Below are 21,140 nucleotides of genomic sequence, written 5' to 3' on the forward strand. Positions count from 1 at the left end.
AGTCACTCATGCAGCTCAACGATCTGCGTCCCGCGGAGGGCTCGCGCAAGAACCGCAAGCGCATCGGCCGCGGTAACTCGTCCGGTCACGGCACCACCGCCGGCCGCGGCACCAAGGGCCAGCTCTCCCGCGCTGGCGGCGGCAAGGGCAAGGGCTTCGAGGGCGGCCAGCAGCCGCTCGCGATGCGTCTCCCCAAGCTCCCCGGCTTCATCAACCACAACCGCGTGGAGTACGCTCCGGTGAACGTCTCCCGCCTCGAGACGCTGTTCGCCGACGGAGAGACCGTCGACGCCGACAGCCTGGTTGCCAAGGGCGTCATCAAGCACAACTATATTCCCGTGAAGGTCCTCGGCGACGGCGAGCTCACCAAGAAGCTCACCGTCAAGGTGGACAAGGTCTCCGCCTCCGCTCAGGCTAAGATCGAGGCGGCCGGAGGAAAGGTCGAGCAGGCGTGCTAAAGGGAATCGCCAATGCGTTTCGCATTCCGGAGCTCAGGCAGAAGCTCCTGCTGACGGCGGGCATCCTCCTGCTGTACCGCATCGGTGCGTACCTGCCTGTTCCGGGTGCGCCGTTCCAGGACATGCTCAGCGCCTATCAGTCTGGCCTGTCCACGAGCGGTGCTATGGCCGTGCTCAACCTGTTCTCGGGTGGCGCGCTTTCCCGTATGTCTGTGTTCAGCCTGGGAATCATGCCCTACATCACGGCTCAGATCATCCTGCAGCTCATGCAGGCCGTGATTCCCTCCCTTGGCGAGCTTGCCAAGGAGGGCGAGGCCGGTCAGCGCAAGATCACTCAGTACACGCGCTACCTCACGATCGGCCTCGCCCTCCTCAACGCGGTGGGCTACCTGTTCCTCTTCAGGAGCTACGGCGTGACCTTCGCCAACGCCGGTGCGCCCGAGATTCTGCTTGATGTCGTCGTGGTCTTCACGATGGTCGTCGGCGCCATGGTGATCATGTGGCTCGGCGAGATCATCACGCAGCGCGGCGTGGGCAACGGCATGTCGCTCATCATCTTCGCGAACATCATGTCCGGCCTGCCCTCCTCGCTCATCTCCTCGGTTGCCTCCGCCGGCAACATCATCCTCACCGTCGTGACTCTGCTCATCGTGGTCGCCATCATACCGGTGATCGTCTACGTCGAGCGCGGTCAGAGGCGCATCCCCATCCAGTACGCCAAGCGCGTCGTGGGGCGCAGGATGATGGGCGGCCAGTCCACCTATCTTCCCATCAAGGTGAACACCGCCGGCGTCGTGCCGATCATCTTCGCCTCGGCGATTCTGTACCTGCCCGCCCAGCTCGCCGTGTTCTTCCCCAACGTCGACTGGGTCCAGGCCGTTGCCAACGCTCTCTCCACGGGGTGGATCAACTGGATCCTCTCCGTCGCCCTGATCGTTGCCTTCGCGTACTTCTACTCGTCGATGGTGTTCAACCCCACCGAGACGGCGGACCAGCTTCGCAAGCAGGGCGGCTTCATCCCCGGAGTTCGTCCCGGCGCCGCCACCGCCGCCTACATCAAGAGCACGATCGACCACATCACGCTCCCGGGCGCGCTCTTCATGGCCGTCCTCGCCGTGGTGCCCTCGATCATCTTCTGGTTCACCGGCAACACGCTCATCCAGGCGTTTGGCGGAACCTCCATCCTCATCATGGTGAGTGTTGCCATGGATACGCTCTCCTCCATCGAGAGCCAGCTCAAGATGCACAATTACGACGGGTTCTTCAAGTAGGCCCGTCGACGGTAGGCAAGCGAGTTGGACTAGGGAAAGGCGGTCGGCATCATGAACATCGTTCTTCTTGGCGCCCCTGGCGCGGGCAAGGGAACCCAGGCTCAGAAGCTCGTTGCTGAGTTTGGCTTCGCGCACATCTCCACCGGTGACCTGCTTCGCGCGGCCATCAAGGAGGGCTCGAGGCTCGGTAAGAAGGCCAAGGGCTACATGGACGAGGGCAAGCTCGTTCCCGATGACCTGGTCATCGACCTGGTGAAGGAGCGCCTCGAGGCCGACGACGCCCAGAAGGGCTTCATCCTCGACGGCTTCCCCCGCAACACCGCCCAGGCCGTGGCGCTCGACTCTGAGCTCGCCGCCATGGGTCGCACGCTCGACGCCGCTCTTCTCGTCTCTGTTGAGCCGGCGGTCATCGTGGAGCGCCTCAGCTCCCGCAGGACCTGCCGCGACTGCGGCTACACCGCCCCTGCCGGCGTGGACACCTGCCCGCGCTGCGGTGGCGAGATGTACCAGCGTGACGACGACAAGCCCGAGACGATCCAGCACCGCCTCGACGTCTACCAGAGCCAGACGGCTCCGCTCGTCGAGTACTACAAGGGCCACTCTATTCTCAGGGAGGCAGACGGAGACCGTCCCGTCGACGAGGTCTACGCTGACGTCAAGACGCTCCTCAACCTATGATCAACATCAAGTCACCAATTGATATTGAGCAGATGAAGGCCGCCGGGGCTCTGTCCAAGGCGGCCCTTCGTCGTGCCGGCGCCCTTGTTCGCCCCGGCGTCTCCACCAAGGAGATCGACCAGGTGGTCGAGGGCTTCATCCGCCTGCACGGCGCCGTCCCCACCTTCAAGGGGTACGGCGGCTTCCCGGCGAGCATCTGCTCGTCCGTGAACGAGCAGATCGTTCACGGCATCCCCTCTCCTGCGACCATCCTCCAGGACGGGGACATCATCTCCATCGACACGGGTGCCACGTACCAGGGCTGGGTGGGCGACAACGCCTGGACCTTCTACGTGGGCACCCCGTCGGAGGAGTACCGGGCCCTGTGCGAGTGCACGCGCGACTGTCTCAAGGCTGCCATCGAGCAGGCCGTGCCGGGCAACCACCTCGGCGACATCGGCGCCGCCGTGCAGGAGCTCGCCGAGGGCAACGGCTACGGCGTGGTCCGCGACTACGTGGGCCACGGCGTGGGTCGCGTCATGCACGAGGATCCCGAGGTGCGCAACTACGGCAAGCGCGGCCGCGGGGTCAAGCTCCAGGCGGGCATGGTCATCGCCATCGAGCCCATGATCACCATGGGCACGTACGAGTGCCAGACGCTCGCCAACGGCTGGACCGTCGTCACGCGCGACGGCCTTCCCGCCGCGCACTACGAGAACACGGTAGCGGTCACCGAGGACGGCCCCGTCATCCTCACGGAGGACGAGCAGGGTCCGTGGTGCCCGATGCAGGGCGGTGTGGAGGCCTAGGGTGCCCCGCATCTCCCGATTCAGTCCACGTTGTGTTCGTATGATGCAGCGTGGACTGAAGTGTGAGTTTTAGGTATGATATTTGGTCGCTGTCAGAGTGGAGAGGGTGCAGATTTTGAGCAAGCAGGACGCAATCGAGCTTGAGGGCAAGGTCATCGAGCCGCTGCCCAACGCCATGTTCAACGTTGAGCTTGAGAACGGTAAGACCATTCTCTGCACCATCTCGGGCAAGATCAGGATGAACTACATCCGCATCCTGCCCGGCGACAAGGTCGTGGTGGAAATTTCCCCGTACGACCTCACCAGGGGGCGCATCACCTACCGCTACAAGTAGGGGAGGCGCGCCCTTCAGCTGTGGATATTCACGCCAGCGGCTGGGCGAGTAGATAAGTTCGTGTCAGCACTACCAGAAAGGTAAGGCTCATGAAGGTACGTCCTTCGGTCAAGAAGATGTGCGACAAGTGCAAGATCATTCGTCGCCACGGCAAGGTCTACGTGATCTGCGAGAACCCGCGCCACAAGCAGCGTCAGGGCTAGGGAAGGAGCTTCAAGTTGGCCCGTATTAACGGCGTCGACCTGCCGCGCGAGAAGCGCGTCGAGGTTGGACTCACCTACATCTACGGCATCGGTCAGACCCGCGCGACCAAGATCTGCGCTGAGACCGGTGTTAACCCGGACACCCGCGTCAAGGACCTCACCGAGGACGAGGTCACCAAGATTCGTGACTTCGTTGACGCCAACTACACCACCGAGGGCGACCTTCGCCGCGAGGTGAGGCAGAACACCGCCCGCCTGATGGAGATTGGCTGCTACCGCGGCCTCCGTCACCGCAAGGGCCTTCCTGTCCACGGTCAGCGCACCCACACCAACGCTCGCACCCGCAAGGGCAAGAAGCGTCAGATCGGTGCCAAGAAGAGGGGCTAGGGAGTAGACAATGCCGCAGAAGAAGAACGCTCGCACCACGCGCGTCCGCCGTTCCGAGCGCAAGAACATCGCCGTGGGCCAGGCCCACATCAAGAGCACGTTCAACAACACGATCGTCTCCATCACCGACCCCCAGGGCAACGTCATCTCCTGGCAGTCCGGTGGCACCGTGGGCTTCAAGGGCTCCCGTAAGTCCACGCCCTTCGCCGCTCAGCTCGCCGCCGAGGCGGCTGCCAAGGCGGCCATGGAGCACGGCCTGCACAAGGTGGCCGTCTTCGTGAAGGGTCCCGGCTCCGGCCGCGAGACCGCCATCCGTTCCCTCCAGGCCGCCGGCCTCGAGGTTTCGGGCATTCAGGACAAGACCCCCATCGCGCACAACGGCTGCCGTCTGAGCAAGCGTCGTCGCGTGTAGCTAGGAGGAGCATCAATGGCTATCGATAGGACCCCGGTCCTCAAGAGGTGCCGCCAGCTCGGCATCGACCCCGTTGTGATGGGGATCAACAAGACTTCCAACCGTGAGCCCAAGCGTCGTCGTCGCCAGGAGAGCGAGTACGGCATCCAGCTCCGCGAGAAGCAGAAGGCCAAGTTTATCTACGGCGTTCTCGAGAAGCAGTTCCACGGCTACTACGAGAAGGCACTGAAGCTCGAGGGCATCACCGGTGACAACCTGATGGCCCTTCTCGAGCGTCGCCTTGACAACGTCGTCTTCCGTCTTGGCTTCGCCCGCACCCGCAAGGAGGCCCGCCAGACCGTCCGTCACGGCCACATCACCGTGAACGGCCGTCGCGTGGACATCCCCTCCTTCCAGGTCAAGGCCGGCGACGTCGTCGCCGTTGCCGAGAAGGCCCGCGACCTCCTGCCCATCAAGGAGGCCCTCATCTCCTCCGAGCACATGGCCGTTCCCGCCTGGCTCGAGGTTGACATCGAGAAGCTCAAGGGCACCGTCCTCCAGCTCCCCACGCGCGACCAGATCGACCTTGACATCGACGCGCAGCTGATCGTCGAGCTCTACTCCAAGTAAGTAAGCCCGACACGATTTGGAGGTAGGAATGTCCGAGTTCATCCGACCGCAGGTGTCGGTAGAGGAGATCAGCGAGAACCTCGCGCGCGTGAGCGCCGAGCCGCTCGAGCGCGGCTATGGCGACACGCTGGGCAACTCCCTTCGTCGCGTGCTGCTGTCCTCCCTTTCGGGGGCAGCCGTCGAGGCCATCCAGATCGATGGCGTTCAGCACGAGTTCACGACCGTCGAGGGCGTCTACGAGGACGTCACCGACATCGTTCTCAACGTGAAGGGTCTCGTCTTCCGTTCCATGGGAACGGGCGACGAGGCGGAGGCCTCCATCTCGGTTGACGGCCCCATGACCGTCACCGGTGGCGACTTCGACGTTCCCGCCGAGTTCGAGCTCGTGAACCCCGACCACGTCATCTGCACCCTGGGCGCTGGCGCCCACCTCACCATGAGGATGCGCGTCGGCGTTGGCCGTGGCTACGTCTCCGGCGAGGACAACGAGCGCGAGAGTGACCCCATCGGGATCATTCACGTCGACTCGCTCTACTCGCCCGTGCGCCGCTGCGCCAAGGCCGTCGAGGCCTGCCGCGTTGGCCGCCACACCGACTACGACCGTCTTGTGCTCGAGATCGAGACCAACGGCTCGATCACCCCGCGTGACGCCATCGTCGAGGCTGCCAACATCATCAACCAGCACATGACCGCGTTCATGAGCCTGGCCGACGAGGACGAGCCCGTCGAGGATGCCTCCATCTTCGCCACGGGCACCGTCGAGGACAACGTTGAGCTTGACAAGCAGATCGAGGACCTGGACCTCTCCGTCCGCTCCTACAACTGCCTCAAGCGCGCCGGCATCCACTCCGTGCGCCAGCTCGTCGAGTTCTCCGAGAACGACCTTCTCAACATCAGAAACTTTGGCGTCAAGTCCATCGAGGAAGTCAAGGACAAGCTCGAGACCATGGGCCTGTCTCTTAAGGCCTAGGCGCGCCGGATTTAGGAGAAGCAAGAAATGCGACACAACAAGAAGAGGGGCATGAAGCTCGGCACCGACGCCAGCCACACCAAGGCCATGAAGAAGAGCCTTGTCCGCGCCCTGTTTGAGAACGACCGCATCAAGACCCTCGACCAGCGCGCCAAGGCCATCCGCCCTGACGTCGACAAGGTCATCACCTGGGCCAAGAAGGGCGACATCGCGAGCCGTCGTCTCGCCATCGCCAAGGTCGGCGACAAGGAGATCGTCCGCGAGGTCTTCGAGAAGGCCGCGCAGGGCATGTGGGCCGACCGCAACGGCGGCTACACCCGCATCATGAAGCTCGGTCCCCGCAAGGGCGACGCCGCCGAGGTCGTGATCATGGAGCTCGTGACCGAGCCCGTCAAGACCAAGGCTGCCCCCAAGGCCAAGGTCACCAAGGTCGAGGCCGCTCCCGTGGAGGAGCCCAAGGCCGAGGAGACCGCTGAGGCCGAGAAGGACGCCGAGTAGCGTCCGCTGCGGACAGAGTCTGACTGTCAGGGCCCCGGCCATGCGCCGGGGCCTTTGTTGTGAGGAGGCCCGTGTGGAGGTGAGACGTCGTTGATCGAGCTTGAGCATGTTTCCTTTGGCTATGCCGCCAATAGCACGGCCGTTGACGGCGTCTCGCTTGCCGTGCGGCCTGGGGAGCGCCTCGTCGTCCTGGGCAGAAACGGGTCCGGCAAGTCCACGCTGGGCCGTCTGATGAACGGCTCGCTCGTTCCCCGCGGGGGCTCGGTGTCCGTCGACGGGGAGACGCGCGACCTCGCCCGCTTGGTTGGCTACGTTCGTCAGGACCCGCGCAACCAGATCGTGAGCTCGCTCGTTTCCGACGAGGTCGCGTTTGGTCCGCGCAACCTCGGCCTGCCTCGTGAGGAGGTGCTCGCTCGTGTAGGCGAGGCGCTCTCGACCTGCGGCATCGCCCATCTCAGGGACCGCATGACAGGTGAGCTCTCTGGCGGACAGCAGCAGCTCCTTGCCATTGCGGGCGTGGTGGCCATGCGTCCGCGCTACCTCGTGCTCGACGAGGTGGGCTCCCAGCTCGACGAGGCCTCCCGGAGCAGGGTTTCGCGCCTCGTCAACGACCTCGTGCGCGAGGGCGTGGGAGTCGTGGACGTGGCCCACTCCGTCGAGGCGCTCTTCGGCGCCGACCGCGTTGCGGTCCTTTCCTCGGGGCACCTTGTGTGGCAGGGGCGGCCGGAGGACTTCCTTCTGCACGATGACGCGCTCGACCTCTCCGGGCTCGCCTCAGACTCGCTGACCCGCATTCTCTCGAGGGCGGTGGCGGCTGGGTATGGGCTTCCCGATTGGCCGGACCCCAAGGGCCTCGCTCCCTACATGGGCGGGCTTCCCAGTGTCCGTGTCGCGGATGCCCCCGCCCTGGGCGGCTACGAGCTCTCCTGTGCTTCCGTGAGCCTGTCCTATGACGACCTCAGGGCCCTTGACGGCGTCTCTCTCTCCGCGCGCGGCCTCACCCTCGTGCTGGGGCGCTCGGGCTCCGGCAAGACCACGCTGGGAGGCGTGCTCGCCGGCGTGCTGACGCCCGACTCGGGGCACGCCGCGCTCGACGGCCGTCCGGTGGGCGCCGGGGACGTGGGACTTGCCTTCCAACGCCCCGAGGACCAGCTCTTCTGCGACACGGTGCTCGACGACATCGCCTACGGGCCGCGGCAGCGCGGCCTGGGGGAGGGGGCGGCCCTGGCTGCGGCCCGCGACGCCGCCGCTCTTCTGGGCGTTGGGGGGGAGCTGCTCGGACGCTCCCCCTTCGAGCTCTCCGGCGGCCAGATGCGCCGCGTGGCGCTTGCCGGCGTAGTCGCCTGCGGACGGGGCGCCCTCGTCCTGGACGAGCCCACGGCAGGCCTGGACGTCGAGTCGCGGCAGGAGCTGCGGGAGGTCGTGAGGAGGCTCGTCGAGGGCGGAGCCGCCGTCGTGGTGATCACGCACGACGCGGGGGAGTGGCTCGAGGACGCGACCTCCGTGGCGTTCCTGAGCGAGGGACGCCTCATCGCGGTGGCGGAACCGGCTCGAGCTGCGGGCGACCCCGCGCTCTTCGAGGCGGCCGGGCTCGAGGCCCCGCTCTCCGTGCGCCTGCACGCCGCGCTGAGGGGGTTGGGAGATGCGTAAGCGCCGCGCCATCGGGTCGTTCGTGCCGGGCGACACGCTCGCCCACCGCCTTGACGCCCGCACCAAGGTCCTGTGCCTGCTCGTCGCGTCGATCGCCTCGTTCGCCGCCGCCCCGCCGGCGGGGCTCGCCGTCGCGGCGGCGGGTCTCGTGGCGGCGCTTGCGGCGAGCAGGACCTCGCCGCTCCGCGTTCTTCTCGCCCTGCGCCCCGCCCTTCTTGTCCTGGGCTTCTCCCTGCTGGCAAACACCGTGGTGCTGGTGGGCCAGCCGGGGGTCTCCGTCGACGGCTTCCTGCGCACCGCCCAGGCCATCGTGCGCATCGTGCTGGTGGTGGGCTTTGTGCTCGTGTTCTCCGCCACCACCATGCCGCCCGCGATCGCCGACGCCCTCGCCTCTCTCATGCGGCCCCTCGCGCGCCTGGGGGTTCCGGTGGGGGACATCTCCACGATGGCGTCCATCGCCCTCAGGTTCATCCCCCTCACCGCCGAGGAGGTGCTGCGGATTCGCAGCGCCCAGAGGGCGCGCGGCGCACGGCCGGACGAGGGCGGCGTGCTGCGTCGGGTGACCTCCTGGGGCCAGGTGCTCGTGCCCCTGGTGGTCTCGCTTTTCAGGCGGGCGGACGAGCTTGGGCGCGCCATGGAGGACCGCTGCTACACGGGGGAGCAGACCTCGCTGGCGGGGCCGCTCGCTGCTCGAGACTGGCTGGCGCTTATCCTGACCGCCGCGTGGGCGGCCCTTGCCGTCCTGCTCTAGGCGGAGTCAGCGCGAGCTGGCGCATGGTGTCAGACCCAAGCGTGCGCGCCGTGCGGGGCCATGGCTTCCGGGCTCGTCTCGCATACAATGGGCACGCCCCCTTTGTGGGGCACGGAGAAGGGAGAGCTGATGTCAGAGGGCGCGACGCTCGTCATACGGCTGGGCTACCGCGGGGCGGAGTTTGCCGGGTTTGCCGAGCAGCCCGCCGCGCGCACCGTTGCGGGCGAGCTGCGACGGGCGCTCGAGACGGCGCTGCGACGACCCTGCGAGCTCACCTGCGCCGGGCGCACGGACGCCGGGGTGCACGCCATCGCCCAGTACGTGAGCCTTCCCGTGACGGACGAGGAGGCGGCCCTGCCCGGGACGCGCCTCATGCGCAGCCTCGTGGCGCTCACCCCCGACGACCTCTCCGTCCAGGCGCTCTACCGGGCCCCCGCGGACTTCTCCGCGCGCTTTGACGCCCTCGCCCGCAGCTACCGCTACCGGATCGCCGCGTCCGACGCGCGGCCCGTCCTTTCCTGGGACCACGCCTGGTGGTACCGAGGGAGGCTCGACGTCGATGCCATGAACGAGGCGGCCCAGGTTCTGGTGGGGGAGCACGACTTCAAGAGCTTCTGCAAGGCGAGCTCGGCCGAGGGCAAGCCAACGTGCCGCTACGTGGGACGCCTCGCCGTCAGCCGCGTGGAGGAGGCGGGGGAGGGGCTCGTTGCCATAGACGTCACGGGCAACGCCTTCCTGCACAACATGGTGCGCACCATCGCAGGGACGCTCGTCGAGGTGGGGCGCGGGCACCGGGACGCCGCATGGGTCGCTCGCGTGCTCGAGGCGCGCGACCGCACCGCCGCCGGGCCCTGCGCGCCCGCGAAAGGCCTCACGTTCGTGGGGGTAGAATATCCCGAAAACTCTCTGGCGCCCTGGGAGTGACGGGCGCCCAGCAAAGAAGGAAGCACCTTGGACCTGTTTCTTCACGTTCTCGAGCACAGCGCCCTCGACACGCTGCGGCTCGTGCCGTTCCTGTTTGTCACGTACCTCGCGATGGAGGCGCTCGAGCACGCAAGCGCGGAGCGCGTCCAGGCCGTCGTCGAGCGCTCCGGCAAGGCGGGCCCGGTGGCGGGCGCGCTCCTGGGCGCCGTCCCGCAGTGCGGCTTCTCCGCCATGGCGGCCACGCTCTACGCGGGTCGCGTGGTCACAGCTGGCACGCTCGTGGCCGTGATCCTCTCGACCTCGGACGAGATGGTGCCCGTGTTCCTGGCGCACCAGGAGCCGCTGGGGAGGCTTCTTGCGATCGTGGCCGTCAAGGTCCTCATGGGCGTCGTGGTGGGGCTTCTCGTTGACGTGGCGCTGCGCGCGTGGCACCGCGCCGGCGACGGGAGGCCGCACATCAGCGAGCTCTGCGAGCGGGCCCACTGCCACTGCGAGGAGGCAGACCACGACCACGATCACGGTCACGAGCACGGGCACGGTCGCTGGGCGATCGTGCGCTCCGCCGCCGTGCACACGGTGCAGGTGGGCGTCTGGATCCTCGTGATAACCTTTGCCTTTGGCCTCGTCATAGAGCTCGTGGGGACGGACGCCCTCGCCGCGCTTCTCGTCAACCATCCGGTGAGGGCCACCTTCGTCTCCGCGCTCGTGGGGCTCGTGCCCAACTGCGGCGCGAGCGTGGCCATAACCGAGCTCTACCTCGAGGGCGTCCTCACCACGGGTCCCATGCTCGCCGGCCTGCTCTCCTCCGGCGGTGTGGGCCTTCTCGTGCTCTGGCGCACCAACGCGAGCGCGGGTCAGAACGCCGTCATCACGGCCTTCGTCTACGCGGTCTCGGTTGCCGTTGGCCTTGTGGCGGGAATGTTAGGTATCCTGTTCTAAACGTGCCGCGCACGGGCGGCGCGCGACAGGGGAGGCGACGATGTTCAGACGCAGAGAGCGGTTCGAGCGCACGGACGTTCCGCGGGAGAACCCGTACCGCAACGTGATCGGCGTCGTCGTGTGCGTGGTCGTGTTCGCGGCGCTGGCCGTGGTGGTCTCCGCCGTCTGGAACCGGGTGAGCCTGGAGAGCCGCCTGGGGGACGTGGGCCTCTCTGAGGCCGTCGACTCCCAGGGCTCCGTGGCGGTCGCGGCCTCGGGCTACGCCGCCTCCACGGATGACCGCGAGCTCACGCTGCTGCTCGTCACGGACGACGTCGACGCGGCGGGGTCTGCCCTCTCCTCCGTGCGCGTGCTCTCCGTCAACCACACGCGCGGCGCCGCGGGCTACATCAACCTGCCCGCGGACGTTGCCGTCACCTTTGGCGAGACCCGCGTCTCGCTCTCGAGCCTCTTTGCCACGGACGGGTACGCGGCCTGCGTGCAGCCGCTCGCGACGGCAACGGGGATAGCCTTCGACCATGTGGTGGTCTCCAGCGGGGACGTGGTGGCCGAGGCGGCCTCCCTCGCAGGGTTCGACAGCTCCGCGCTCCTGCGCTCCGCCTCCGACTTCCTCAAGAAGATCAGGACGGACATGGACGCCACCGAGCTGCTCTCGCTCGCGGGCTCCATCGCCTCGGTTGGGGTGGAGAACATCACCGCCTTCGACGCGCCGCTGGTGACCGACGTCGCCACGGACGCGGACGGCAACCTCGTGGAGACGGGCCTTCAGGCCGTCGACGCGGTGCAGCTTGCGATCACGCTCGGTCTTCTCGTCCCGGGCGCATAGGTCCCCGGCACGCTCACTGTGCTCATTTTGCAAGGTCGCCCGCGCCCAATCGGGGCGGACGCCGCGACTGATACCCTAAAGGACGTGATTTGACTCGCGCCCGCTTGGGCAGGGTGGAAGGACGCGGCGGCATGTCGCACTACACGCCTACATCACCGGTGGTCTCGGCCCTCATGGTCACCCATGACGCCGAGAAGACCGTGCGGCGCGCCGTCGAGAGCCTCCAGAACCAGACGCTCAAAAACTTCGAGCTCGTCGTCGTTGACGCGGGGTCCCAGGACTCGACGCTGCGCCTGCTCGAGTCCGCCGCGGAGCGCGACATGCGCATCCGCGTGGTCCAGGCGGACGCCTGCGACCGTCAGACCGCCCTCAACCTGGCGCTCGACCGCGCGCGGGGCACGTACCTGACCGTGACCGACGCGGACGGCTGGGCGGACCAGACCATGTTCGCCGACCTCGTGGATGCCGCTGAGCGGGGGAGGGCCGAGCTCGTCATCGGCGGGTTCGTGCTCTCGATCGGCCTGTCGGGCGGCCGCGAGGCCCGTGCCGAGGTCTCGTCCGAGGGCGTTGCCTATCCCACGCAGCACGAGTTCAGGGCGGCCGCCTGGAAGCTGCTCTCCTCCGGACAGCTGCTCCCCGCGGGCGGCAAGCTCTTCTCGCGCGCGTTTGCGAAGCGGTGCGGCGTGCGGTTCCTGCCCTCCAGCGGCTCCGACCACTCCTTCGTGACCGGCTTTCTCGCGGACGTGGAGCGCGTGGTCGTCTGTCCCGGCACCTGCTGCCACATGGTTCGCCGCGCCGTCCGGCAGGGTGCCGACGGCGCCCTCGAGGCACATCGCCACGTCGAGGGCGAGCACGGCGCCATCCTGGAGCTCTTCCGCCACTGGGGGCTCGAGGGCGACGCCGCGAGCATGGCCGCGCTGCAGGACCGCTACATCGAGCAGCTCGTGGACTGCATAGAGCGGGTGTGCGGCCGCGGGAGTCGCGTTTCCTCCGCGGACCAGCGGCGCATCGTCTCCCAGATGATAGACACGGACCGTGCCCAGCTCGCGGCGAGCGTGGCCCATCCCAGGGGAAACGCGGCCCGCGCCATGCTCGCCCCCATCCGCTCGCACAACGCCTCTCTCGTCTGCGTGCAGACGCGCCTCATGTCGCTCCTCCGTCCCGGCATCGCGGACGTGGCTCCCGACTTCTTTGTCTAGACGGCCCTTCGGCCCCCGCGTTCTTCTCGCCAGTCGCCTCCTTTGTCGGTTTCTAGCTTGCAATCAATACAAAATAGGATAATATCGGATAAAACAAGAATTCGAGCCAGGAGGGACCATGCTCACCCCGCGCACCCGTCGCATCAAGGACTCCCTGTTTGCCAACGCGAGGCAGATTTCGCTCGAGCGCGCGCTGCTCTATCGCGAGAGCTATCTGGAGACCGAGGGCGAGCCTCCCGTCATGAGGAGGGCCAAGGCCTTTGCGCGCGTGCTCGAGAAGCACGAGATCGTGCTCGATGGGGACGACCTGCTCGCGGGCAACCGCACCCCCACGCCGCGCGCCGGCGTGGTCTCCCCGGAGATGTCCCCCTACTGGATCCTGGACGAGCTCGACGAGTTTCCCGTGCGCCCCCAGGACACCTTCGAGGTCTCCGAGGAGGACAAGCGCACCTATCGCGAGGTGCTCTACCCCTTCTGGGCGGGGCGCTCGCTCAACGACTGGTACACCGCCCATCGCCCTGCGGACGTGGCGGCTGCCGAGAAGGACCGCGTGTTCGCGGTGGCGCAGACGGACAAGGGCCAGGGCCACATCATCGCCGACATCCCCGAGGTGCTCTCGCGCGGCCTCGGCGACGTGCTCGCGGAGGTCGAGGCCCTGAGCGCCGAGGCGCCGGAGAACGACTTCCTTCGTGCGGGCGCGCTCTGCGTGCGGGCGCTCGTGGCCTACGTGCGCCGCTACCAGCGCGCGGTGGAGGACGCGGCCGCCGGGCGCGAGCCCTCCGACCCCCATGCGCGCGTGGAGCCCGCATGGAGTCCCGAGCGGGCGGCCGAGCTGCGCCGGATGGCGGGGGTGCTCGCCCACGTTGCCACGGAGCCCTGTCGCGACCTCTACGACGCGCTCCAGATGACGTGGCTTCTGTGCGTGGCGCTGCAGCACGAGTCCAACGCCAGCTCCATCTCGCTGGGGCGCATGGACCAGTACCTGCTGCCGTACTATCGCGCGAGCGTGGCCGCGGGCGCGACCGAGGCCGAGGTCCGCGAGCTCCTGCAGTGCTTCTACCTCAAGACCAACACCATTGTCTTCGTGCGCTCCACGGAGAGCGCACGCTTCTTCGCCGGCTTTCCCACGGGCTACAACCTGGTGGTGGGCGGCGTGGACGCCGAGGGCAACGACGCCTCGAACGAGCTCTCCGAGCTGCTCCTGGACCTCCAGCGAGACACGCGCCTGCCCCAGCCCAACCTGAGCGTTCGCGTGCACGCCGGCTCCCCGGAGGCGCTTCTGCGCAAGGCGGCGGAGATCGTCCGCCTGGGGGACGGCCTGCCGCAGTGCTTCAACGACGAGGTCAACGTCGAGTCCTTCGTCCGGCGCGGCGTGAGCCTGGCGGACGCACGCGACTACGCTGTGGTGGGCTGCGTGGAGCTCTCCATCCCCGGCAGGATGTACGGCCTGCACGACATCTGCATGTTCAACATGATGCGCTGCCTCGAGCTCGCGATGCTCGCGCACCCGGAGGGCTTCGAGACCTTCGAGGCGCTGGAGCAGGAGGTGGAGCGCACGATAGACCGCTACGTGGCCCTCATGGTGCGCGGCTGCAACGTCTGCGACGAGGCCCATCGCGAGACCTCGCCCACGCCCCTCCTCTCCGTGCTCGTGCACGACTCGCTGGAGCGCGGCGCGGACATCACGGCGGGCGGCGCTCGCTACAACCCCTCGGGCGTGCAGGGCGTGGGCACGGCCAACCTGGCGGACTCGCTCTACGTGGTGAAGAAGGCCGTCTTCGAGGAGGGGGCGCTCACCTGGGCGCAGCTGCTCGAGATGCTGGGGCGCGACTGGCAGGGCGAGGGGGACGAGGCCTGGCGCCAGCGCTTCATCAACCGCTACGCCAAGTACGGAAACGACGTCAACGAGGTGGACCAGATCGGCAGGCGCTTTCTCGAGCACTACGGCGAGGAGGTCGCCGGGTACGAGAACGTGCGCGGCGGGCACTTCCAGCCCGGCAGCTACACGGTCTCGGCGCACATCCCGCTCGGCGCCGCCGTGGGCGCCACGCCGGACGGGCGCCGCGCGGGCGAGCAGCTCGCCGACGGCGGCCTCTCGCCCATGGTGGGGCGCGACAAGAACGGCCCCACGGCGAGCCTGCTCTCCGTCTCCAAGCTGAGGAACGTGCTCGACACCAACGGCTCGCTCCTCAACGTGAAGTTCTCCCCGTCAACCCTGGAGGGCGAGGCGGGCCTGGCGCGCCTCGTGGCCTACCTGCGCAGCTTCTGCCGCCTGGGCATCCAGCACATCCAGTTCAACGTGGTGGACCGTGCCACGCTGCTCGATGCGCAGGCCCATCCCGAGCGCCATCGCGACCTCGTGGTGCGCGTGGCGGGCTACTCCGCCATGTTCGTGGAGCTCGCGCGCCCCATCCAGGACGACATCATCAACCGCACCGAGCACGAGCTGGGGTAGCCATGACAATTAGCTCAGGTCAAACTGTCAACTTGACAATTAGCTCAGGTCAAACTGTCATGTCCGCCACGGTCACCAACGTCCAGCGCTTCTCGCTGCACGACGGCGGCGGCATCCGCACGGTCGTCTTTCTCAAGGGCTGCCCCTTCCGCTGTCCGTGGTGCTGCAACCCGGAGAACCTCTCGAGCGAGCCCGAGGTCTCCTTCAAGGAGCGCCTGTGCATCCACTGCTCGCCGCGCCCGGACGGGGGCCTCTGCGCGACGCCCCCCGAGGAGTGCCCCACCGGCGCCAAGGAGCTGCTCGGCCGGCGGCGCACCGTCGCCGACCTCATGGCAGAGGCCGCTCGCGACCGCGCGTTCTTTGAGGAGAGCGGGGGAGGGGTCACGGTCTCGGGAGGGGAGTGCCTGCTCCACCAGGGCTTCCTGCGCGCGTTTCTCGAGGCGTGTCACGCCGAGGGGCTCGGCACCGCGGTGGAGACCACCCTGGCGCTGCCGCTCGAGGACGTGGCAGGCCTGGTGAGCGCCTGCGACACCTTCCTCGTTGACTTCAAGATCGCAGACCGCGCGCGCAGCCTTGAGGTCACGGGGATAGACCCGGACCTCCGCGACGCCAACGTGCGCGCGGTCGTGGCCGCCGGCGGGCACGTGGTGGCGCGTATGCCCATCATCCCGGGCTTCACGGATGACGAGGCCTGCGTGGCGGCAAACGTGACGCGCATCGTTGGGCTGGGAATCTCGCGGGCGGACGTCCTTCCCTTCCATCAGCTCGGCCAGGGCAAGTACGACTCCACCGGTCGCGAGTACGCCATGCGCGACGTGCCCCAGCTCTCCGAGAAGGACGTGGAGGCCGTGGTGGCGCGCTGCGAGGCCGCGGGTCTCGAGGTCGTCGTCCACGGCGAGTAGCCCGAAACCGTGCAAAGGTGCCTGTCACTTTTGCACAGCTTTGCACAGCTGGCTAGACGCGCCCGCCCCCGAGCCTCTTGCGAGCCGTCTCGAGGGCGAAGCCCAGGCCGTTCTCGCGCACGCGATAGAGCGCCTCGCGCCCGAGGTGGGCGTAGTAGGGCAGCGAGCTCGCGCGGCCGGCGCGGATGCCGCGCACGCGCGCGAAGAGCCGCTTGCCGGCGGGGCTGATGAGGCCGCTCCTCAGCACGACGCCCTCGTCGAGGCGCTCCATCGAGGCCTCGAGAAGCCCCCGCGCGTCCGGCGCGTCCTCGCCCGCGGCGTTCACGGTTATGAGGGCGTAGTTGACGCCGCGCGCGGCGAGCGCCTCGACCACGCGCGGGTCGCTCACGTTTGCGCGCGCGGCGGCGTCCATCATGTCGTTCCAGCGCTCCAGCGGCACGAGCGGGGAGCGCGCGGCGAAGCTCTCCGCCTCGTTGAGGTCGCGCTCACGGTAGCGGTAGCCACAGGCCTCGGTGTAGACGATGCGGTCCGTGCGGCAGAGCGTCTCCACCAAAAACGGGTTGTCCGCCCAGCCTGCGCCCGGAATCTCCAGGAAGCGGATGCTCTTCTCGGCAAGGTAGCCCCTGCGATAGAGGGCGGACCAGATGGCAGGGTGGTGCAGCATGAGCTCGATGCCGTCCCCCACGGAGAAGGGCTGCGTGCGCGGCCTCACGCGGCCGCGGTACGGGCAGGCAACGCGGACGGTGCCCCCGTCGCGCCCCGGCAGCTCGCGCCAGTAGGGGGCCTTGACCACGTCCACGGCCTGCGCACCGCCATGCTCCGACGCGCAGGAGAGGAGGTCTTCCACCCAGGTGGGCTCGACCGCGTCGTCCGGCTCCACGATGGCGACCCAGGTTCCGCGCGCGATGGAGATGCCGCGGTTGCAGGAGGCGCCGTAGCCCTCGTTGCGCTTGTCGATGATGACGGTGCGGGAGTCGTCTTTCGCGTGGGCGCGGGTGATGGCCGCCGATCCGTCCGTGGGCCCATCGTTCACGCAGATGATCTCGAGCTCGCGGTGCGTCTGGGCCTCGATGCTCGAGAGGCATTCGTCGAGCGTTCCCTCCACGTTGTAGATGGGAACGACTATCGAGACGAGGCTCTTCTCGGTTGGCACAGAGGAGTTGCTCATGGGACCCCCTGACTTCGGGTGTGGGACGTTTTCGGGGACGTACCCTATACTATACGCGGATTGGCAACGAGCCCGGGAGGGGTGGGATGAGGCGTCCGGCCATCGTCATAGTGACCTACAAGCGTCAGGGGCTGCTGGCGGAGCTGCTCGACTCCATCCTGGGGCTCACGATCGCGCCGTGGCGCGTGGTGGTCGTGGACAACGAGAACTCTCCGGAGACCGAGTGCGTGGCCCGCGACTTTGCCGTGCGCGCAGAGGGGCTCTGGGGTCCCACGGCGGACGACCCGGACGCGCTCGGCGGCACTGACCGCACGGTCTACGTGCCCATGGAGGAGAACACCGGCGGGTCCGGGGGCTTCTCCGAGGGCGTGCGCCGCGCCTTTGAGCTGGGCGCCGAGTGGTTCTGGGTCATGGACGACGACGTCGCCGTCCTGCCGGAGGGACTCGAGGTGCTCGCCCGCTGGTCCGAGGAGGCCGACGCCATCATGGGCCAGCGGAGGGACTTCGACGGCGGCCACTTCTTCTGGCAGCACCGCTTCTGGCCGCGGCTGGCCATCTACAACCCCCTCTCGCGCGACGGCTGGCGACCGGGTGAGCGCTACAAGCTCGCAAACGCCCTGTGCTTCGAGGGCGGGTTCTTCTCGCGCCGCGTGGTCCAGCGGATCGGCCTGCCGGACGCCCGCTTCTTCATCTACCTCGACGACGCCCTCTACGGCTACCTTGCGAGCAAGGTCTGCGACGTCTACTACGTGCCGGACTACGTGCTCTCGCGGCGCCGCGAGGTTGCCAACAAGGAGATCGGCTCGGTCCGCCAGCTCAACTCCACCTCTGACATGACGCGCTACTACATCACGCGCAACCGCGGCTACATGGCGCGCTACTTCATGCTCCACGGCGACTACAGCGCGCCCGGCTTTGCGCTGGGCACCTTCCTCACGTTTGCCAAGGAGCTCGTGCGCCTGCTGATCGTGGACCGCAGCCACCTCAGAAGCGGCATGGCGCGCCTCGTCGCCGGCCACCGTGACGCGCGCAAGATTCTCCATGACCCTGGCTGGGAGCCCATGCCGCCCCTGGGCTAGGCCGGACCCCCTGTCCTTCTCGCTCGCACCGGGACCCGGCGGGCCGCAAGGCGTACAATAAAGAGCTGCCGATACGACCTTGAGAGGGGAAGGCCTGTGGCCGAGAAGCGCGACTTCCTAGATGAGCTCATTGACCTGCAGAGCGACTGGCGGGCCCTTTCCGACCTGCCGGGCAACATGGTCGACTCCCTCGTGGGGGAGGGTGACCGCCAGGTCTTCAATCCCGCGGACTACAAGGAGAAGCCCTTCGCCAACTCCAACAAGTGCCTGCGGGTCGCCTCCGGGCGCGAGGACGTGTGCTCTCGCTGCCTGGACGTCTGCCCGGTGAAGGGCGCGCTGAGGATACACAACAAGTCCGTCCTCATTGGCGAGGACTGTCGCAAGTGCGGCCTGTGCGCCGCGGTGTGCCCCACGGAGACCATCTCCACCCGCAGGCACGCCCCGCGCCAGGTCTACGACCAGATTGCGCGCGTGGCGTCCGCCTACGAGCAGTGCTACGTCACCTGCACCCGTGCCCTCAAGCGCGTTCCCAAGGGCAACGAGGTCGTGCTCGCCTGCGTGGGCTCCGTCCCGCGCGACCTCTGGTTCTCCCTGCTCGCGGACTACGACAACATCAACGTCTACCTGCCGGTGGGCATCTGCGACCGCTGTCGCACCACCACGGGCGAGGAGGTCTACACCGACGCCATCGCCACCGCCGAGGAGTGGGCGGACGCGGCCATGGGCCTCGAGGCGGAGGAATCCGCCATGAACCACGAGTTCACGCGCGCCTACAAGCGCAGCCAGTTCGTGAGCGGGGCCATCCACTCCGCGGAGCGCCTGGTCTCTCGCACCAACCCGGCGCTCGCCGGCGCCAAGGCGGTGGCAAAGAAGGTCTCCGACCACGCCAAGCGCCTCGACCAGCTCCAGCGCGACCTCGAGTCCGCGGTGGGCGCCAAGGCCTCCAACAACCGTCAGCGCGTGCTCACGCAGGGGCGCAAGCTCATGATGGGCGCCCTCCAGCACGACGAGGGCCTCGCGGACTTCATCCGCCTCGAGGCGCCCGTCTGCGACTCCTCGCTCTGCACCATGTGCGGGGACTGCGCGCAGGTCTGCACCACGCACGCGCTCGACCTGGACCGGCAGGGCAACGTCACGGTCAAGAACGCGTACTGCGTGGGCTGCGGCGCGTGCGTCACGGTCTGCGAGGACGGCGCGCTCTCCATGGAGCCCATGGACGTGCACGAGCTCGTGATTCCCGACAAGGCGGCCGAGGAGCTCGCGCGCAAGAAGGCTGAGGCCAAGGCCAAGGCGTCCGAGTACATGGAGAAGGGCAAGCAGCAGCTGGGGCGCGTGGCGGACGTCCTCGAGAAGCTCGACGACGGGTCCGGCGAGTCCGGGTCCGAGAAGTAGGTAAGGAGAAGAACGTGTCGCTTTCCATTGGCATCGTGGGCCTGCCCAACGTGGGCAAGTCGACCCTGTTCACGGCCCTCACCAAGAAGGGCGGCCTCGCGGCCAACTACCCCTTTGCCACGATCGACCCCAACGTGGGCATCGTGGACGTGCCCGACGAGCGCCTGGCCAAGCTCGCGGAGATCGTGCACCCCGGGCGCATCGTGCCCGCGACGGTGGAGTTCGTGGACATCGCCGGCCTTGTGAAGGGCGCCAACGAGGGCGAGGGCCTCGGCAACCAGTTCCTCGCCAACATCCGCGAGACCGACGCCATCTGCGAGGTCGTCCGCTACTTCAAGGACCCCAACGTCATGCGCGAGGTAGGGCGCGTGGGCGAGTTCGTGGATCCGGCGGGGGACGCCGACACCATCATGACCGAGCTCATCCTCGCGGACATCCAGTCCCTCGAGAAGCAGCTCCCGCGCCTTGAGAAGGACGCCAAGCGCGACAAGGAGCTTGCGCCCAAGTACGAGGTGGCGCGCCGCCTGCTCGCGTGGCTGAACGAGGGCAACCGCGCCGCCACGATGGAGATGACCGACGAGGAGCGCGCCGAGACGCGCGGCCTCTTCCTGCTTACCATGAAGCCCATCCTCTACGTGGCAAACGTGGACGAGGACGAGCTGGGCGCCGAGCTCGAGCCCATCGACGGCGTGACCCCCATCCCCATCTGCGCCAAGGTCGAGGCCGAGCTCTCCGAGCTCGAGCCCGAGGAGGCCGCCGAGTACCTCGCGGACCTGGGCCTCGAGAAGAGTGGCCTGGAGACGCTGGCACAGGCGGCCTATCGCCTGCTGGGCCTCCAGAGCTACTTCACCGCCGGCGAGATGGAGGTCAAGGCCTGGACCGTGCGCGTGGGCGCCAAGGCCCCCGAGGCTGCCGGAGTCATCCACTCGGACTTCGAGCGCGGCTTCATCAAGGCCGAGGTTGCCAGCTACGAGGACTACGTCACCCTCGGCGGCGAGGCGGGCTGCAAGAACGCCGGCAAGCTCCGTATCGAGGGCAAGGACTACGTCGTCCAGGACGGCGACGTGATGCACTTCAGGTTCAACGTGTGACGTCAGGAGGGGCCGCCCGCCGACCTTCACGCAGGAGTGTTCGCGCTTCGCGCTCAAAAACTACTGCTTAGAAGGTCGGCGGGCGGCCTGCCGTCAGCGATTGAAGGGCGGTCGAGAAGGGCAGCTGGAAAGGGCGAGAAGGACGAGCGGGCCCGC

At 67.7% G+C, this 21,140-nt stretch carries 23 protein-coding genes; 22 read left to right on the forward strand and 1 reads right to left on the reverse strand.

Translation table 11 applies throughout. From position 1 onward, the window contains the following. The first annotated feature begins 8 nt into the window (after positions 1 to 8). From rplO to B5F79_RS05635, 19 genes are all read left to right on the forward strand, one after another. Positions 9 to 458: a 50S ribosomal protein L15 gene (gene rplO, locus B5F79_RS05545; RefSeq protein ID WP_087218557.1), complete on the forward strand. Its 450-nt coding sequence runs from the start codon at positions 9 to 11 to the stop codon at positions 456 to 458. Beyond that, complete coding sequence (secY, locus tag B5F79_RS05550) at positions 452 to 1,729, forward strand: preprotein translocase subunit SecY (protein ID WP_087218560.1); 1,278 nt, start codon at positions 452 to 454, stop codon at positions 1,727 to 1,729. Before rplO ends, secY begins: the two co-directional genes overlap by 7 nt. A 51-nt stretch (positions 1,730 to 1,780) precedes the next feature. After that, a complete protein-coding gene (locus B5F79_RS05555) occupies positions 1,781 to 2,407 on the forward strand; it encodes an adenylate kinase (protein ID WP_087218563.1) in 627 nt (208 codons plus the stop codon). Then, entirely contained in the window at positions 2,404 to 3,195 is a 792-nt protein-coding gene (gene map / locus B5F79_RS05560; RefSeq protein WP_087218566.1) for a type I methionyl aminopeptidase, read from the forward strand. The genes B5F79_RS05555 and map overlap by 4 nt, the downstream gene beginning before the upstream one ends. 115 nt (positions 3,196 to 3,310) lie before the next feature. After that, positions 3,311 to 3,529: a translation initiation factor IF-1 gene (gene infA, locus B5F79_RS05565; RefSeq protein WP_059052948.1), complete on the forward strand. Its 219-nt coding sequence runs from the start codon at positions 3,311 to 3,313 to the stop codon at positions 3,527 to 3,529. A gap of 89 nt (positions 3,530 to 3,618) precedes the next feature. After that, complete coding sequence (gene rpmJ, locus B5F79_RS05570) at positions 3,619 to 3,732, forward strand: 50S ribosomal protein L36 (protein WP_013252436.1); 114 nt, start codon at positions 3,619 to 3,621, stop codon at positions 3,730 to 3,732. 15 nt (positions 3,733 to 3,747) lie between these two features. After that, entirely contained in the window at positions 3,748 to 4,119 is a 372-nt protein-coding gene (rpsM, locus tag B5F79_RS05575) for a 30S ribosomal protein S13 (protein ID WP_087218569.1), read from the forward strand. Positions 4,120 to 4,129: 10 nt separating this feature from the next. Further along, complete coding sequence (gene rpsK, locus B5F79_RS05580) at positions 4,130 to 4,531, forward strand: 30S ribosomal protein S11 (RefSeq protein WP_087218572.1); 402 nt, start codon at positions 4,130 to 4,132, stop codon at positions 4,529 to 4,531. 15 nt (positions 4,532 to 4,546) lie between these two features. Beyond that, on the forward strand, positions 4,547 to 5,140 hold the full coding sequence (gene rpsD, locus B5F79_RS05585) for a 30S ribosomal protein S4 (protein ID WP_087218575.1): 594 nt from the start codon (positions 4,547 to 4,549) through the stop codon (positions 5,138 to 5,140). 28 nt (positions 5,141 to 5,168) lie between these two features. Further along, entirely contained in the window at positions 5,169 to 6,110 is a 942-nt protein-coding gene (locus B5F79_RS05590) for a DNA-directed RNA polymerase subunit alpha (RefSeq protein WP_087218578.1), read from the forward strand. Between the two features lie 27 nt (positions 6,111 to 6,137). After that, positions 6,138 to 6,608, forward strand: coding sequence for a 50S ribosomal protein L17 (gene rplQ, locus B5F79_RS05595; RefSeq protein ID WP_087218581.1), 471 nt, complete (start codon positions 6,138 to 6,140; stop codon positions 6,606 to 6,608). Positions 6,609 to 6,698: 90 nt separating this feature from the next. Next, positions 6,699 to 8,258 (forward strand): ABC transporter ATP-binding protein, encoded by a 1,560-nt coding sequence (locus tag B5F79_RS05600; RefSeq protein WP_087218584.1) that lies wholly within the window; start codon positions 6,699 to 6,701, stop codon positions 8,256 to 8,258. Then, positions 8,251 to 9,009: an energy-coupling factor transporter transmembrane component T family protein gene (locus B5F79_RS05605; RefSeq protein WP_087218587.1), complete on the forward strand. Its 759-nt coding sequence runs from the start codon at positions 8,251 to 8,253 to the stop codon at positions 9,007 to 9,009. Before B5F79_RS05600 ends, B5F79_RS05605 begins: the two co-directional genes overlap by 8 nt. A gap of 129 nt (positions 9,010 to 9,138) precedes the next feature. Then, on the forward strand, positions 9,139 to 9,933 hold the full coding sequence (truA, locus tag B5F79_RS05610) for a tRNA pseudouridine(38-40) synthase TruA (protein ID WP_087218591.1): 795 nt from the start codon (positions 9,139 to 9,141) through the stop codon (positions 9,931 to 9,933). A 27-nt stretch (positions 9,934 to 9,960) separates the two neighbouring features. After that, positions 9,961 to 10,872 carry a putative manganese transporter gene (locus tag B5F79_RS05615; RefSeq protein WP_087218594.1) on the forward strand — a complete coding sequence of 304 codons (912 nt, stop codon included), beginning with the start codon at positions 9,961 to 9,963 and terminating at the stop codon, positions 10,870 to 10,872. Positions 10,873 to 10,912: 40 nt separating this feature from the next. Continuing rightward, complete coding sequence (locus B5F79_RS05620; RefSeq protein ID WP_087218597.1) at positions 10,913 to 11,698, forward strand: hypothetical protein; 786 nt, start codon at positions 10,913 to 10,915, stop codon at positions 11,696 to 11,698. A 131-nt stretch (positions 11,699 to 11,829) separates the two neighbouring features. Continuing rightward, positions 11,830 to 12,897 (forward strand): glycosyltransferase family 2 protein, encoded by a 1,068-nt coding sequence (locus B5F79_RS05625; RefSeq protein ID WP_087218600.1) that lies wholly within the window; start codon positions 11,830 to 11,832, stop codon positions 12,895 to 12,897. Positions 12,898 to 13,015: 118 nt separating this feature from the next. Continuing rightward, positions 13,016 to 15,352, forward strand: coding sequence for a formate C-acetyltransferase/glycerol dehydratase family glycyl radical enzyme (locus B5F79_RS05630; protein WP_087218603.1), 2,337 nt, complete (start codon positions 13,016 to 13,018; stop codon positions 15,350 to 15,352). Positions 15,353 to 15,411: 59 nt separating this feature from the next. Then, positions 15,412 to 16,254: a radical SAM protein gene (locus tag B5F79_RS05635; RefSeq protein WP_241147259.1), complete on the forward strand. Its 843-nt coding sequence runs from the start codon at positions 15,412 to 15,414 to the stop codon at positions 16,252 to 16,254. Between the two features lie 52 nt (positions 16,255 to 16,306). Here B5F79_RS05635 and B5F79_RS05640 read toward each other — a convergent pair whose 3' ends face one another. Then, positions 16,307 to 17,422, reverse strand: coding sequence for a glycosyltransferase family 2 protein (locus B5F79_RS05640; RefSeq protein ID WP_087218609.1), 1,116 nt, complete (start codon positions 17,420 to 17,422; stop codon positions 16,307 to 16,309). Positions 17,423 to 17,508: 86 nt separating this feature from the next. Between B5F79_RS05640 and B5F79_RS05645 the strand changes: the two genes are divergently transcribed. From B5F79_RS05645 to ychF, 3 genes are all read left to right on the forward strand, one after another. Then, the gene (locus tag B5F79_RS05645) at positions 17,509 to 18,501 is read left to right on the forward strand and encodes a glycosyltransferase (RefSeq protein ID WP_087218613.1); all 993 of its coding nucleotides are present in this window, start codon (positions 17,509 to 17,511) and stop codon (positions 18,499 to 18,501) included. Between the two features lie 96 nt (positions 18,502 to 18,597). After that, complete coding sequence (locus tag B5F79_RS05650) at positions 18,598 to 19,893, forward strand: 4Fe-4S binding protein (protein WP_087218616.1); 1,296 nt, start codon at positions 18,598 to 18,600, stop codon at positions 19,891 to 19,893. A gap of 14 nt (positions 19,894 to 19,907) precedes the next feature. Next, positions 19,908 to 20,984 (forward strand): redox-regulated ATPase YchF, encoded by a 1,077-nt coding sequence (ychF, locus tag B5F79_RS05655; RefSeq protein ID WP_087218619.1) that lies wholly within the window; start codon positions 19,908 to 19,910, stop codon positions 20,982 to 20,984. Positions 20,985 to 21,140: the final 156 nt, after the last annotated feature.

Source organism: Olsenella sp. An285 (assembly GCF_002159625.1).
GTDB lineage: Bacteria > Actinomycetota > Coriobacteriia > Coriobacteriales > Atopobiaceae > Thermophilibacter > Thermophilibacter avicola.